Source organism: Streptomyces sp. NPDC088732 (assembly GCF_044751205.1).
GTDB lineage: Bacteria > Actinomycetota > Actinomycetes > Streptomycetales > Streptomycetaceae > Actinacidiphila.
The window spans coordinates 127,116-141,774 of the sequence record NZ_JBIVLI010000012.1; the positions used below are offsets into that span (position 1 = coordinate 127,116).

Consider the following 14,659-nt stretch of genomic DNA (forward strand, 5'->3'; position numbering starts at 1 on the left):
CCTTCTTCGTGCGCGGGCCGTACGGGCCGGCCCGGAACCCTCAGTCCAGCGGCTCCGGCGGAGACAGCCCCGGACCGCGGCCCGACAGCACCTCGCCGTACGCCTGCATCAGATCGGGCAGCCGCAACGTCGACAAGTCGTCGCGTGACGGCGGGCCCGCGTAGCCGGACAGGCGCAGATCCCGGTAGGCGCAACTCTTCTCGTAGAGCGTGCGCAGGAAGCGCCCGTTGCCGAGTTCGTCGATCCAGCCCTGGTCGACGACATGGCCGCTGATCGCCAGCAGTTCCTCCAGCGCCTCCTCGTCCCACCGGTCGCCGTTGTCGGCGGCGAGGACCTCGCCGATGTCCGTGAGCTCCTGCGGGCGGTAGCTCGGGAAGTCGACGCGGGTGGTGAAGCGCGAACCGAGCCCCGGGTTGGCCGCCAGCAGGCGGTCCATGCCCTCCGGGTAGCCCGCCAGGATCACCACGAGGCGGTCGCGGTTGTCCTCGGCGCGCTTGAGCAGCACCTGGAGGGCCTCGTCGCCGTACGCGTCGCCCTTGCTGTAGCCGGAGTTGGACAGGGCGTACGCCTCGTCCACGAACAGCACCCCGCCGAGGGCGGAGTCGATCAGCTCATTGGCCTTCACCGCGGTCTGGCCGAGGAACTCCCCGACCAGGTCCGCCCGTTGGGCCTCCACCAGATGATCGCCGCCGAGCAGCCCCAGGGCGTAGAAGACCCGGCCGAGGATGCGGGCGACGGTGGTCTTCCCCGTGCCCGACGGTCCCGAGAAGACGAAGTGCCGCTTCGGGGGCTGCACCGGCAGACCCTGCCCGGCACGCAGCCGGGCCATGCGCAGCTGCGCCGACAACGCGCGGACCTGGCGCTTCACCGGTTCGAGACCCACCATGCGGTCCAGCTCCGCCAGCGCCTGGGCGAGCAGCACCGGGTCGGGCGCGATCACCGGCACCTGGGGCGCGATGGGGGAGACGGGCAGGACCGCCTTCTCCCGGATGTCGTCGTCGATCGGGCCGGTGCCGCCGAGCGGGTCGTCCAGCACCGAGCCGCCCGTACCGCCGCCCGCGACGCCCATCGTGCCGCCGCGCGCGTCCAGGGGATCGGGGTCGGGCAACAGCCCCTCGGGGGCGGTCTGCCCGAAGCCCGGCATGGCCACGGAGGCGTAGTCGGCGGACTCGTCGCCCAGGCCGTCCGCCTCGTCGATGGCCGTGAGGCGTGCGGAGGTGTCCATGAAACCGGGGTCGACGCGGTGCACGGCCCGGTACAGCGGCAGCGCGGCGGCGGTGCGGCCGGTGCCCTCGTAGGCGCGGGCGAGCCAGTAGCGCAGCTCCTTGCGCTGCGGCTGCTCGCTGCGGCACCGCATCAGCGCGGTGACCAGCAGCGGTTCCGCCTGTCCGTACAGCTCCAGACGCACCCTGGCCATGCCGCCGAACAGGCCCGCCTCGATGCCGAGGACGCCGTCGCCGAGCAACGGCTCGGTGTGGCGCACCAGTTGGTCCCAGTCCTTGACCAGGTAGGCCCGGCAGGCGTGCAGGAAGCGGACGTGCGGGTCGGTGTCGACGGGCGGGCACTCGGCCAGCGCCCGGTCCAGTTCGGCGATGTGGCGTCCGTCGAGCCAGTGCGAGGCGTGCGCGAGCAGCAGGTCGCGCCGGGTCTCCAGGACGGGCTGCACCCACCAGCCCAGCCAGTACCAGGAGTTCATGGAGCGGCGGCGGGCCCGGCGCTGCTCGCCGAAGCGGTCGCGGTGCCGGTACATCTGCAGCAGCGCGGTGGCGGTGTCCGCACGCAGGGCGTGCAGCCCGAGCCAGGCGTCGGCCATGCCCGGGTCGAGCCGGACGGCCGCCCGGAACTCCTCCTCGGCCTGGGCGTACGCACCCATGGTGTAGGCGTCCACTGCCCGCACCCAGGCGAGATCGGCAGGGGAGCCGGGGTGTTCCGTGCCGAAATCCATCAGGTCCCCACCAACCGTTCCCCCCGGTGTCTCCCACCGCCCCAACCACACGTCCCGGGGCGGGAGTTGATACAGGGTGCGCACCGCGGACGCATCTCCTCGCACCCCGATCGCATGGTACCCGTGCAGGCGGGACAGGCCGTAGAGCCACGCGGACCGTGACGTTGGGTGAGCAATTCGCTGCCGTACGGGGCCGGATCACCCGTCCAGGGCAGAACGAAGCCCCCGGTCACGGGGGAACAACCGGGGGCTTCGCGTCGTGGGGCGGTCGTACATGACCGCGCATTCAGAACGTAAGTCCTGTACGGCCCCCGGGTCAAGCCGCCCCGGAGCCCCGCCCGGGGGCCTGCCGGAGGGGGCCGGCGCGGCCGCCGAGCGTGGTCACGCTGGGTGAGTGGCCGTGTGCGCCAGGGGTGTTCCGGAGGGTGATTCACGTATCTCGTACCCATTTGCCACCTGCCGCACCAGCAGGTCGGCGAAGGGACGCGTGGGGTCGGCGGCGAAATGGGCGTCCTGCGCGCGCATCCATCCGGCCCAGAAACCGGCGAGTTGCGGGCCGTCCCGCCGTTCACCGCGCTCCCTGGCCGTGTCGCGGGGCACGTCCAGCCACATGGTGCGCGTCAGCCACGGCCGCACCGCCCGACGTCCCGCGCCCACTCCCTCGACGAGGACCACCGGTGCCGGGGGCACTTCAACGAGCGGGCCGAAGCGCCGCGCCACCCAGTCGTACTTCGCGGGCCGCGCCGTCCTGCCCCGGCTCAGCGGTTCCAGCACCTGTTCCCGGAGCCGGTCCGTCCAGGCGAACAGCTCGTCATGGGTGGCCAGATCGTCCAGGTGCACCACGGGCGCCCCGCCGAGCGCCCGGGACAGCGCGGCGGAGAAGGTCGTCTTCCCGGCGCCGGCGTGCCCGTCGACCGCGACCAGCCGCACCGGCCCGCAGGACGGCGGCAGCGAGCGCAGCAGGGCGGCGAGCGCCGGGAGCGGATCGGGAGCGGTGTGATCGTCCATCCTGGCAAGCCTACGACCTGCGCCGACGCGGGCGGCCGACGCGGGCGGCCTGCGCCGGGCGCCAGGGGCGTCTACGGTGAGAGTCGTGACCGACACCCCCCTTGCTCCCGGCCATGGCGCCCCCTCGGCGCCCCTCTACCCGGCCGAACGCCTCGAACTGGCCCGCAAGGCCGCCGCAGACGCCGGCCTCGACGCGCTCCTTGTGTCCCCCGGGCCCGATCTGCGCTATCTGACCGGCTACCACGCCCATCTCACCGAGCGCCTGGTCTGCATCGCGCTGCCGGTGCTCGGCGAGCCCTTCCTCGTCGTGCCGGAACTGGAGAAGCCCGGCGCCGAGCTCTCGCCGCTCGGCAGTCTCGGCGTGGAGATCGTCGGCTGGGCCGAGACCGAGGACCCGTACGCGCTCGTCGCCCGCCGTCTGCCGCGGACCGCGGGCGGCGGTCGCGTCGCGGTCGACAACCACATGTGGGCGGAGAAGGTGCTCGCCCTGCGCGCCGCGCTGCCCGGCGCCGAGCAGAGCCTGGCCGGCGAGGTGCTGCGGGAACTGCGCATGCGCAAGACACCCGCCGAGATCGACGCGCTGCGGCGCGCCGCCGCCGCCATCGACCGCGTGCACCGCCGCATCGGCGAGTGGGTCACCGCCGGGCGCACCGAGCGGGAGGCCGCCCGCGACATCGCCGAGGCCGTGCTCGAAGCGGGCCACACCACGGTCGACTTCGTGATCGTGGCCTCCGGTCCCAACGGCGCCAGCCCGCACCACGAGGTCTCCGACCGCGTCATCCGCGGCGGCGACCCCGTCGTGGTCGACATCGGCGGCACCACGCAGGAGGGCTACTGCTCCGACTCCACCCGCACCTACGCCGTGGGCGAGCCGCCCGCGGAGTTCCGTGAGCTGTACGAGGTGCTGCTCGCCGCCCAGCAGGCCCAGACCCAGGCCGTTCGCCCGGGGGTGACGGCGGAGGAACTGGACGCCGTCGGGCGGGACATCATCGCCGCGGCCGGGTACGGGGAGCACTTCATCCACCGCACGGGCCACGGCATCGGCCTGGAGACCCACGAGGAGCCGTACATCGTGGCGGGCAGCGCGCGACCCCTGGAGCCCGGCATGGCCTTCTCCATCGAGCCGGGGATCTACCTGCCGGGCCGCTTCGGCGCCCGCATCGAGGACATCGCGGTCTGCACCGCCGAGGGCGGGGAGCGGCTCAACCAGACCGCCCGGGAACTGGTGGTCCTGCCGGGTTAGTCCCGATGTGTTGACGCCGGGTACCGCTGGGGGGTATCCCGGACGCACGGGGGTGTGCGCGGCGCGCCGAAATGCGCGCGGCGTACGCCGGAGCGTCAGGGGCCCAGCAGGGTGCGGGAGTCGGGGGGCCGGCTTTGTTCGACAACGAGCACGACTTCGGGGTGCGTCAGTGGGTGGTGGGCGGCGCCACCGTGGTGGAGGTGTGGGGGGAGCTCGATCTGTACGCGGGGGAAAGCGTCGGCGCACGCCTGGACGAGGCATGCGCCGGGCCGCACCTCGACCTCGTGGTGGACCTGCGAGGGGTGGGCTTTCTCGACTGCGGCGGCCTCTCCGTGCTGATCCGCGCACGCCGGCGCACTCTGGAGCGCGGCGGGCGTTTCGGCCTCGTCGCCGACAACCCGCCCGTGCTGCGGCTGTTACGGCTGACGCGGACGACCGGGGTCTTCACCGTCCACGCCGACCTCGCCTCGGCGCTCGCCGCACGCGGCACCCCCGGCCCGTCGGCCGCCACCGGGGGCGCGATCGCCTGAGGTCTACGAGGGACGCGGCGCCAGCACGATCCACACCGGGCCGCGCGCGAACGCCATCGGCGCGCCCTGCCCGGTGGTGAACCGCGTCCCGTCGTCCGCTTCGGGACGCGACCAGTGCGCCCGGAACGCCTTCCCGTCGCGCAGCACTTCCGCGTCGCCCGAACCGACGGTCTCGCTGTACGGCGAGATGCTGCCCCAGCGGTCGTGGTAGCGCGAGGCACGCACGGTCACGTACTGGATCACGACCGTCGGCGCGCCGAGCTGCCCCGAGCCCGTCGCCGAGGCGGGCCTGCCGTCGAACGAGACCAGCCAGCGCTGACGTTCGGCCGACCAGCGCAGGCCGGCCGAACCGGCGGGGAACCGGACGGTGCGGGTGGTCGCGGCCGTGCCGCCGGAGGGCGCGGGGCCGAAGCGGAAGCCGATGTCGTGTGCGGTCGAGGCGTCCGGGGCGGCGGCGAGCAGCCGCGCCGGAGAGGCGTAGAGGTTGTGCGGCGCGGGACGGGAGCCGTCGCGCGCGTAGGCCCCACCGGCGTGGGCGGGTGAGACGTCGTGCACCGGTGCGGCCGCGATCACCGGCAGCAGCCTGCTCTGCGCGCCGGAGAAGGCGAGCGCGGGCCGGCCGAACTGGCGCAGCAGCTCCAGGTCCGACTCGCGTGCGCTGCGCACCGGCCCCACGCGGTCCGGCAGGTCGGCGGGGGGCCCGGAGAACACGGCCAGGATGCGGGTGAGTCCCGCCTCGACCTCCTCCACGTACACCAGGTCGGCCCGGTCGATCCCGGTCTGCGGCCGGGCCGGGCCGACGTTGTCGATCTTCACGGCGAGCACGGGGTGGGCCCGGTCCTGCGGCAGTCCCGTGAACGGCGAGCGCTCGCCCACGGCCGACCGGGACGGCAGCGGGGACGCGGACGGCGTGGCCGCCGGGGGAGTGCCGCGGCCGGGCGCGTCCGACGCCCGGTCAGGGCCGCCGTGGCGGGCGAGTATCCCCCAGACGAGCACGATCAGCACGGCCAGCACCGCGAGCACGGCCAGTGCGCCCGTGACGGTCGGGTTCGTGGCGCGTCTTCCTCCACGGTCCACCACAGCCACCTCTCGGACTGCATAGATATACCGCTACAGGAAAATCAATTGCCGAACTGCCTTGCCTTTTCCAGTATCCGTCACAGGGAGCCGGTTCCCCAGAGCGCCACGTCGGCCGACCGGGCGGCGGCGGACAGGGTGCTCGGCCGTGCGCGATACGACCGCCCGGCGGGAGGCGGCGGCAAGCGCCGGCAAGCGGCGGCCCCGGCTCCGCATGACTATGCCGGGGCCGACCATGCCTCCATGCGTCGTACGGCGCGCACGCCGCCCATCGGGACCGGCGCGGCAACAAGCCCGGGATCGACGCCCGTTGGTCCGCCGCACGCGATGACGCCGCAGCGCGGGCGCCCTGTCAGCCCTCCGCGGCGGTCCGCTCCTGGGCGGCCACGGCCTCGGGGGTGGGCGCGGTACCGCCGAGGTGCGCGGGCAGCCACCAGTGGTCGTCGGGACCGGACGGGCGGCCGGTGTAGGCGCGCTGCGCGTCCTCCAGCAACTCCTGGATGCGCAGGCGCAGACGGCGGGTGAGCGCACCGGGCTTCTCGTTCTCGCCCGCCTCCATCTGCTCGCCCACGCGGATCGAGATCGGGAAGCGGTTGCGGCCGAGCTGGCGCGGCTGCCCCTTGGTCCACATGCGCTGGGTGCCCCACAGGGCGACCGGCAGCAGCGGCACCCCGGCCTCCATCGCCAGGCGCGCCGCGCCCGACTTGAAGGACTTGAGCGTGAACGACTGCGAGATCGTCGCCTCGGGGAAGACCCCGATGATCTCGCCGGAACGCAGCGCCGACAGGGCGTGCTTGTACGCGTGCATGCCTTCCGAACGGTCCACCGGGATGTGCTTCATCGCCCGCATCAGCGGCCCGGACACCTTGTGCCGGAACACCGACTCCTTGGCCATGAAGCGCACCAGGCGCTTGGCAGGGAGCGCCGTGAGACCCGCGAAGATGAAGTCAAGGTAGCCGATGTGGTTGCTGACCAGCAGCGCGCCGCCGTTGCGCGGCACGTGCTCCGTACCGGAGATGTCGAAGCGCAGGCCCTGCACCCGGAACATCGTGCGCGCGAAGCCGATGACGGGTGGGTAGACGAGTTCGGCCATGCGTGGGGCCCCTTTTCTTCGTAGGGGGTGGCCCCCGGTGGAAGTTACGCGGCCGTAGGTTTGCGACCGCGGGCTGATCGTGCACCGTAAACGGGTGCCGTGTCATCCCGCGTGCCCGCGCCCGGGCGAGATTCTCATCACGTCACCCGGTCGTACGACGCACCAGCAGGTACATCTCGCAGCCGAGGCAGTAGGCGAACACCGCGTTGAGGAACGCCGCCGCCAACGCGCAACCGGTAGCCGCCATCCCCAGCCACTGCGGGCCGGCGAACCAGCCGACCAGCCCGATCACCGCGAACACCAGACCCACCGCCTGCGCGAAGCGCGGGGGCGCCGGGTCCTCGGTCTCGGTCGGCGGGCCCAGCCGGGGGCGGACCACCGTGCGGAACAGCAGGCCATAGGGTGAGTGCTGCACACCCAGCGCGGCACCGACCGCGAACACGAGCGCCTGGACGGCGAGCAGCCAGCCGCTGCCGGTGACGAGAACGGCGGCCAGCACGACCGTCGTCAGGCTTGCGGCGAACCGCGGTCCTCGGGCATCAATGGCGTGAGTGCTCATGGCAGTCATGATTCCGGACGGCGGCCCGGCTGGACCCCCGGGAATCATGGCAGTCCTGTGAACGCTGCAATCGCGGGGAGGACGGACATGACGGGACTGGTGGTCTGCGTCGCGGTGCTGGCCGCGGCCGGGGTCTTCGGACTGGTGCACCGGCGGCGCGACGGAAGGATACGTGTGCGGGACAAGGACACCGCGGAACTGCTGACGGCCGGTGAGATCGGCGCGGCGCTCGGCGAGCGGGCCACGCTCGTCCAGTTCTCCAGCGCGTTCTGCGCCCCCTGCCGGGCGACGCGACGCACCCTGGAGGACGTCGTCCGGATGGTCGACGGGGTCGCGCACGTCGAGATCGACGCGGAGGCGCGCCTCGACCTCGTCCGGCGGCTCGGCATCCTCAAGACCCCGACCGTCCTGGTGCTCGACGCGGACGGCGCGATCGTCCGGCGCGCGGCGGGGCAGCCCCGCAAGGCCGACGTCATCGCGGCCCTCGGCGCCGCGGTATGACGCCCGTCCCACCCCTCCGTGCGCTCTTGACGGCGCGGCACCCTGATTGTCAGTCTGACGTTATGTCGCGAGACCTCTTTCTCTTCGCCCGCTTCGACGTCGACCTCGGTCGGCACGCGAGCGCCCGCTGTCACCGCCGCTGAGCATCCGCAAGCCAGCACGCCTCCGGCTCGACAGCACCAAGAGGACAACTCCATGACCGCGTCCCCCGATCTCGGCACCCAGGCCAGTCCCGCCCCGACCGAACTGCCCGCAGCGGCGCACCCGGAGGGCGCTGTTCCCGTTTCCCCGGGATCCGCCGCCGGCGAGGAGAGCCCGGCGTCCGACGTCTTCGGCTCCGACGCCTTCCGCTCGGTCTTCCGCCGCCACGCCGCGGGCGTCGCCGTCATCACCGCGGCCGGCACGCGCCCGGTCGGCTTCACCGCCACCTCGCTCACGTCCGTCTCGGCGGAACCCCCCCTCGTGTCGTTCGGCATCAGCACCACGGGCTCGGCCTGGCGGACGGTCGCCGATGCCGCGTACCTCGGGGTCCACATCCTGGGCGAGCACCAGGAGGACCTCGCGGCCACCTTCGCCCGCAGCGGCGCCGACCGCTTCGCCCCGCCCACGGCGTGGGCCCCCGGTCCGTACGGCGTGCCCCTGCTGGAGGACGTCTCGGCCTGGCTCGTCGCCCGCGTCGTGTCCCGGATACCCGCCGGCGACCACCGCGTCGTGATCGCGCAGGCCGTCGCCGGCGCCCCGGACGGCCCCGCCCGGCCGCTCCTCTACCACCAGGGCAGATTCAACACGTTGCGCCACTGAGCATGGCCGCGGAGCCGCCCGGCCGCGTCGGCAACGTCACAGTCCACCACCCTTGCGAAGGGGGAGGGGGCGGACTGTACTGGCGAGTAATATTTCTGCCGGAGCGCCGCAGCGTCCCGGCGGGGAGCAGCCGTCCAAGGCGCCTATGCTGCCCTTACTGGGCAGTTGACGTACCCCGACGCAGTAGTAGGAGAGCACACGTGAGCTTGAGGATCGTTGTAGCGGTGAAGTACGTGCCCGATGCGACGGGGGATCGTCATTTCGCGGGGGATCTGACGACGGATCGTGATGCGGTGGACGGGCTGCTGTCGGAGTTGGACGAGTATGCGGTGGAGCAGGCGCTGCAGATCGCGGAGGCGTCGGGGGATGCTGAGGTGACGGTGGTGACGGTGGGTCCTGAGGATGCGAAGGACGCGTTGCGCAAGGCGTTGTCGATGGGTGCGGACAAGGCGGTGCATGTCGAGGACGAGGGCTTGCACGGGTCTGATGTGATGGCGACGTCGCTGGTGCTGGCGAAGGCGGTCGAGCACGTGGGGTTCGATCTGGTGGTGACGGGGATGGCGTCCACCGATGGGACCGGGGGTGTGGTGCCGGCGTTGGTGGCGGAGCGGTTGGGTGTGCCGCAGGTGACGTTGCTGTCGCAGGTGGCGGTCGCCGGTGGGACGGTGTCGGGGCGCCGGGACGGTGACACTGCCAGTGAGCAGGTGGAGGCGGCGTTGCCGGCGGTGGTGTCGGTGACGGACCAGTCGGGTGAGGCGCGGTATCCGTCGTTCAAGGGGATCATGGCGGCGAAGAAGAAGCCGGTGGAGTCCCTGGACCTGTCGGACCTGGGGATCGATGCGGGTCAGGTCGGTCTGGCGGGTGCGTGGACCGAGGTTGTGGAGGCGGCGGCGCGTCCGGCGCGTTCGGCCGGGACGATCGTGAAGGACGAGGGCGAGGGCGGCAGGCAGCTCGCGGAGTTCCTCGTGAGCCAGAAGTTCATCTGAGCAGTCGTCGCAGTCTTCGTTTCTGATCCGCTGGGAGTTTTCTGATGGGTGAAGTCCTGGTCTTTGTGGACCATGTGGATGGTGCGGTGCGTAAGCCGACGCTGGAGTTGTTGACGATCGCGCGTCGGCTGGGTGAGCCGGTGGCGGTGGCGTTGGGTGCTGGTGCTGGGTCGACTGCGGGTGTGCTGGGTGCGCATGGTGCGGTGCGGGTGCTGGTGAGTGAGGCTTCGGAGTTCGCGGAGTATTTGGTGGTGCCGAAGGTGGATGCTTTGGAGGCGGCCGCGAAGGTGGTGGGTCCGGTGGCGGTGCTGGTGGCGTCGTCGGGTGAGGGCAAGGAGGTCGCGGCGCGGTTGGCGTTGCGGCTGGGGTCGGGTTTGATCACGGACGCGGTGGATGTGGTGGCCGGTGATGGGGGTGCGGTGGCCACGCAGTCGGTGTTCGCTGCGTCGTTCACGACGCGTTCGCGGGTGACGTCCGGCGTGCCGGTGATCACGGTGAAGCCGAATTCGGCGCCGGTGGAGGCTGTCGGGGCGGCGGGTGCGGTGGAGGAGCTTGCGGTGACCTTCGGTGCGCTGGCTACGGGTGCGCGGGTGGTGTCGCGGACGGCGCGGGAGGCGACGGGTCGTCCGGATCTGACGGAGGCGGCGATCGTGGTCTCGGGTGGTCGTGGTGTGGGGGGTGCGGAGAACTTCTCCGTGGTCGAGGCGTTGGCGGATGCGTTGGGTGCGGCGGTGGGTGCGTCGCGTGCGGCGGTGGATGCGGGCTGGTATCCGCACGCGAATCAGGTGGGTCAGACGGGTAAGTCGGTGTCGCCGCAGTTGTATGTGGCGGCGGGTATCTCGGGTGCGATTCAGCACCGGGCGGGGATGCAGACGTCGAAGACGATCGTGGCGGTGAACAAGGATCCGGAGGCGCCGATTTTCGAGTTGGTGGATTTCGGGGTGGTGGGTGACCTGTTCCAGGTGGTGCCGCAGTTGACCGAGGAGGTCACTGCCCGCAAGGGCTGATCTTCGTTTCCCCGCGGGCGGCTCCCTCACAGCCCGCCGCGACGGAGCCCCGTGGCGCCACCCGGCACCACGGGGGCTCCGCACGTCATTGACGGCCCGGCGAGGCACACCTAGCGTTGCTTCAACGAATTGTTGAAGCGTTGGAGGGCGGCAGATGACGCAGGACGGGACGGTCCGCACCTCGCTCGGCGACGCGGTACGCCAGGACATCGGTGCGTCCCTGGCCGGTGTCGACGCCGAACTCGCCCGCCGCTACCCCGGGGACCCGGGCACCCGGCAGCCCGTGCACACCGTCTACGTCCCCGCCGACGTCTTCGCCGCGGACACCGTGCGGACCTGGGGGGACCGCGCCCTCGCCGCCCTCGACGAGCACGCGCCGGACGCGGACTCCTTCGCCGAGGTCCTCGCCCTGCCGCCCGAGTCCGCTGCCGCCGTGCACGACCGCGTCCGCGCCAAGCTGCGGCGCGAACCCGTCGAGGACCTGCGCATCGACTTCGAGGACGGCTACGGCCCCCGGCCCGACGCGGAGGAGGACGCCGACGCGGCCGCCGCGGCACGCCTCGTCAACGCCGCCGTGACGGACGGCAGCGCGCCCCCGTACGTCGGCATCCGCATGAAGTGCCTGGAGGCGGCCGTACGGGACCGGGGGATCCGCACCCTGGACATCTTCCTCACCGGCCTCATGGACGCCGGGGAACTGCCCCGGGGGCTCGTGCTCACCCTGCCGAAGGTGACGTTCCCCCAGCAGGTCACGGCGATGGTGCGGCTGGTGGAGGAGTTCGAGAAGGCACGCGGTCCGGAAGCGGGGCGGATCGGCTTCGAGATCCAGATCGAGACGACGCAGTCCGTCCTGGGCCCCGACGGCACCGCCACCGTCGCCCGGTTCATCGACGCGGCCGAGGGCCGGCTCACGGGACTGCACTACGGCACCTTCGACTACAGCGCGGCCTGCGGGGTCAGCGCGGCCCACCAGTCGTTGGACCACCCTGTCGCGGACCACGCCAAGGCCGTCATGCAGGTGGCCGCCGCGGGGACGGGCGTCCGGCTCTCCGACGGCGCGACGAACGTCCTCCCCGTCGGGCCCACCGCGCAGGTCCACGACGCCTGGCGCCTGCACTACGGCCTCGTCCGCCGCTCCCTCGCCCGTGCCTACTACCAGGGCTGGGACATGCACCCCGGGCATCTGCCCACCCGCTACGCCGCCGTCTACGCCTTCTACCGCGAGGGCCTCCCCGCGGCGGCCGCCCGCCTCGCGGCGTACGTGGCCCGGGCCGGCGGCGACATCATGGACGAGCCCGCCACCGCCAGGGCCCTGAGCGGCTACCTCCTCCGCGGCCTCGACTGCGGCGCCGTCGACCCGGACGAGGTCACCGCCGCCGCGGGACTCTCGCGGCGCGACCTCGACGTACTGGCGGGACGCACGCGCTGACGGCGGCGCAGGATCCTGAGCCTGCTCGGGGCCCCCGATGCACGACGAGGGCTCCGGGCAGGTCCGCCGAGGCTCGTGTGCGCGCCGAACGAACCTTCAGAGCGTCGCCGCGACTGTCTGCGGCAAGAAGCCGCCGAGATCCTCCTAGGCCCACGGGCCGGTGAGCGGCCCGGTGCCGGGCCGCTCGGGACGGCCGCCGTCAGGCCATGGGCGGGAGTTCGCCCGAGCCGCGGGCGATGAGCCGGCAGGGGAGTTCGAGCCGGTCGGGCGTACCCACGGCGCCGTCGAGCCGCTGGAAGAGCAACCGTGCGGCGGTTCGGCCGAGTTGTGCCGGGTCCTGGGCGACGACGGTGATCGCGGGCCGGAGGAGGTCCGCGAGCTCGAAGTCGTCGAAGCCGACGAGCGCGACGAGCTGCGGGCGGTCGGCCAGCACCCGTACCGCGGTCACGGTGATCCGGTTGTTGCCCGCGAAGATCGCCGTGACGGGCTCCGGCCCGGCCAGCATCCGGTCGAGTTCCGAGCGCACGCGCTCCGGCACCGTCGTGCCGCAGGAGACCCAGCCGTCGTGGACGGGGAGCCCGGCGTCCGCCATGGCCTCGCGGTAGCCGCGCAGGCGCTCCGCGGCCGTGTGGATGCGGGGGAGGTCACCGATGAAGCCGATGCGCCGGTGCCCGTGGGCGATGAGGTGCGCGACGCCTTCGCGGGTGCCCCCGGCGTTGTCGCTGACGACCACGTCCGCGTTGATGCCCCCGGCGGGCCGGTCGACGAAGACCGTGGCGACCCCTGCCGCTATCTCCGGCTCCAGGTAGCGGTGGTCCTCGCTCGCCGGGACGATGACCAACCCGTCGACGCGCCGGGCGCAGAACGCCAGCACAAGTTCCTGCTCGCGTTCGGCGTCCTCCGCGCTGGACCCCGTGAACAGCAGCGTCCCGTGCGCGCGGGCGAGGTCCTCGACGGCGCGGCTGAGCGGCGAGTAGAAGGGGTCCGCGAGGTCTTCCAGGACGAGCCCGATACTGGCGGTCCGGCCCTTCCGCAGCAGGCGCGCGCTGTCGTTGCGGCGGAAGCCGAGGGCGTCGATGGCGGCCTGTACCCGGGCGATCGTGTCGTCGGTGACCCCCGGCTCCTCGTTGACGACGCGGGAGACGGTCTTCAGGCCGACACCGGCCCGAGCGGCGACGTCCTTCATGGTGGGCCGGGCGGTTCGCGGAATATCGGTCACGCCCGGATCCTATGGGCTGGACAACGTTGTCAACAAAGGGCGACACTACGCCCATGCCGTTCGAGAGCACAGCTGAACCCACCGCACCGCCGTTGCACGCCGCCGACCGGGGTCCGCTGGTCGCCGCCGTCGACGTCGGGGGCACGAAGATCGCGGGCGCCCTGGTGGATCCCCAGGGGCGGCTGCTGCTGCGCGCCCTGCGTCCGACGCGAGCCGACCGGGACGCGGAGACCGTGATGGGCTCGGTCGCCGAGGTGCTCGACGAGCTGCGCGCCGCCGCCGAGTGGCCGCGCGTCGTCGCCGTCGGCATCGGCAGCGCGGGTCCGATCGACGCCTCGCGCGGCACGGTCAGCCCGGTCAACATCGGCTCCTGGCGCGACTATCCGCTGGTGGCGGAGGTCGCCGCGCGCGTGGACGGACTGCCGGTCGTGCTGACCGGCGACGGCATGGCGATCACCGCCGCCGAGCACTGGCAGGGTGCGGCGCGCGGTCACGACAACGCCCTGTGCATGGTGGTCTCCACCGGGGTCGGCGGCGGCCTGGTCCTCGGCGGGGCGCTGCACCCCGGGCCGACCGGCAACGCGGGCCACATCGGCCACATCAGCGTGGATCTCGACGGCGACTTGTGCCCCTGCGGCGGCCGCGGCTGTGTCGAGCGGCTGGCGAGCGGGCCCAACATCGTGCGCCGCGCCCAGGAGGCGGGCTGGCTCCCGGCGGCCGGAGAGGCGGCCGACGCCGCCGCCGTGGCCCGTGCAGCCCGCGCCGGGGACGCGGTGGCGCTGGCGTCCTTCGACCGCGCCGCACAGGCGCTGGCTGCGGGCATCGCCGCGACCGCGACGCTGGTGGAGATCGACATCGCCGTGATCGGCGGAGGCGTCGCCGGCTCGGGGGCACTGCTGTTCGATCCCCTGCGTACCCATCTGCGCCGCTATGCCACGCTGTCGTTCGCGGCCGGCGTGAAGGTCGTCCCCGCGGTGCTCGGCACGGACGCGGGCCTGGTGGGCGCCGCCGCGGCTGCCGGGGAGGCGCTGGGGCTGGAGGCGTTCGGCGCGGTGCGCTGACGGCCAGGGGGTGCCCCGGCCTGGGTGCCCCGCCGCGCCCGCACGGTCCTCGTCCTCAGCTCGTGCCCGATATCAGGCCGATGGACGGGGGGACGCTTACCGCCTCCGGTGGCGGGTCGATGCCCTCCGGGCGGTCGTGCTCGCCGCCGCACCGGTGTTCCCAGTACTGCCGTTCGCCGCCTCCGCGGTCACCTGGCCCC

General features: G+C 72.9%; 14 protein-coding genes. 8 read left to right on the forward strand and 6 right to left on the reverse strand.

What is annotated here, in order from left to right; all coding sequences use genetic code 11:
- Positions 1-40: 40 nt before the first annotated feature.
- Together ACIP9H_RS21410 and ACIP9H_RS21415 are read right to left on the reverse strand one after the other, a co-directional pair.
- Positions 41-1,945 (reverse strand): AAA family ATPase, encoded by a 1,905-nt coding sequence (locus ACIP9H_RS21410; RefSeq protein ID WP_401594313.1) that lies wholly within the window; start codon positions 1,943-1,945, stop codon positions 41-43.
- 381 nt (positions 1,946-2,326) lie between these two features.
- Complete coding sequence (locus tag ACIP9H_RS21415) at positions 2,327-2,953, reverse strand: uridine kinase (RefSeq protein WP_401594316.1); 627 nt, start codon at positions 2,951-2,953, stop codon at positions 2,327-2,329.
- A 76-nt stretch (positions 2,954-3,029) separates the two neighbouring features.
- On the opposite strand from ACIP9H_RS21415, the gene ACIP9H_RS21420 reads away from it, so the two are divergent.
- Positions 3,030-4,196, forward strand: a complete 1,167-nt coding sequence (locus tag ACIP9H_RS21420) for a M24 family metallopeptidase (protein WP_401594319.1) — start codon at positions 3,030-3,032, stop codon at positions 4,194-4,196.
- 134 nt (positions 4,197-4,330) lie between these two features.
- Entirely contained in the window at positions 4,331-4,726 is a 396-nt protein-coding gene (locus ACIP9H_RS21425; protein WP_401594322.1) for an STAS domain-containing protein, read from the forward strand.
- A gap of 3 nt (positions 4,727-4,729) precedes the next feature.
- Here ACIP9H_RS21425 and ACIP9H_RS21430 read toward each other — a convergent pair whose 3' ends face one another.
- The 3 genes from ACIP9H_RS21430 to ACIP9H_RS21440 form a co-directional block, all read right to left on the reverse strand.
- Positions 4,730-5,803, reverse strand: a complete 1,074-nt coding sequence (locus ACIP9H_RS21430; RefSeq protein WP_401594325.1) for a DUF3048 domain-containing protein — start codon at positions 5,801-5,803, stop codon at positions 4,730-4,732.
- A 352-nt stretch (positions 5,804-6,155) separates the two neighbouring features.
- Positions 6,156-6,896, reverse strand: a complete 741-nt coding sequence (locus ACIP9H_RS21435; protein WP_401594328.1) for a lysophospholipid acyltransferase family protein — start codon at positions 6,894-6,896, stop codon at positions 6,156-6,158.
- A gap of 142 nt (positions 6,897-7,038) precedes the next feature.
- A complete protein-coding gene (locus ACIP9H_RS21440) occupies positions 7,039-7,455 on the reverse strand; it encodes a DUF4395 domain-containing protein (RefSeq protein WP_401594331.1) in 417 nt (138 codons plus the stop codon).
- 87 nt (positions 7,456-7,542) lie between these two features.
- On the opposite strand from ACIP9H_RS21440, the gene ACIP9H_RS21445 reads away from it, so the two are divergent.
- The 5 genes from ACIP9H_RS21445 (at position 7,543) to ACIP9H_RS21465 (ending at position 12,179) form a co-directional block, all read left to right on the forward strand.
- On the forward strand, positions 7,543-7,956 hold the full coding sequence (locus ACIP9H_RS21445; RefSeq protein WP_401594334.1) for a TlpA family protein disulfide reductase: 414 nt from the start codon (positions 7,543-7,545) through the stop codon (positions 7,954-7,956).
- Positions 7,957-8,151: 195 nt separating this feature from the next.
- Positions 8,152-8,757, forward strand: coding sequence for a flavin reductase family protein (locus tag ACIP9H_RS21450; protein ID WP_401594337.1), 606 nt, complete (start codon positions 8,152-8,154; stop codon positions 8,755-8,757).
- A 200-nt stretch (positions 8,758-8,957) separates the two neighbouring features.
- Positions 8,958-9,743: an electron transfer flavoprotein subunit beta/FixA family protein gene (locus tag ACIP9H_RS21455; RefSeq protein WP_401594340.1), complete on the forward strand. Its 786-nt coding sequence runs from the start codon at positions 8,958-8,960 to the stop codon at positions 9,741-9,743.
- Positions 9,744-9,787: 44 nt separating this feature from the next.
- The gene (locus tag ACIP9H_RS21460) at positions 9,788-10,750 is read left to right on the forward strand and encodes an electron transfer flavoprotein subunit alpha/FixB family protein (RefSeq protein ID WP_401960210.1); all 963 of its coding nucleotides are present in this window, start codon (positions 9,788-9,790) and stop codon (positions 10,748-10,750) included.
- 154 nt (positions 10,751-10,904) lie between these two features.
- The gene (locus ACIP9H_RS21465; RefSeq protein ID WP_401594024.1) at positions 10,905-12,179 is read left to right on the forward strand and encodes a DUF6986 family protein; all 1,275 of its coding nucleotides are present in this window, start codon (positions 10,905-10,907) and stop codon (positions 12,177-12,179) included.
- A gap of 199 nt (positions 12,180-12,378) precedes the next feature.
- Here ACIP9H_RS21465 and ACIP9H_RS21470 read toward each other — a convergent pair whose 3' ends face one another.
- Positions 12,379-13,365, reverse strand: coding sequence for a LacI family DNA-binding transcriptional regulator (locus ACIP9H_RS21470; protein WP_401594031.1), 987 nt, complete (start codon positions 13,363-13,365; stop codon positions 12,379-12,381).
- Between the two features lie 86 nt (positions 13,366-13,451).
- On the opposite strand from ACIP9H_RS21470, the gene ACIP9H_RS21475 reads away from it, so the two are divergent.
- Positions 13,452-14,459 carry an ROK family protein gene (locus tag ACIP9H_RS21475; protein WP_401594022.1) on the forward strand — a complete coding sequence of 336 codons (1,008 nt, stop codon included), beginning with the start codon at positions 13,452-13,454 and terminating at the stop codon, positions 14,457-14,459.
- The last annotated feature ends 200 nt before the right edge of the window (positions 14,460-14,659 follow it).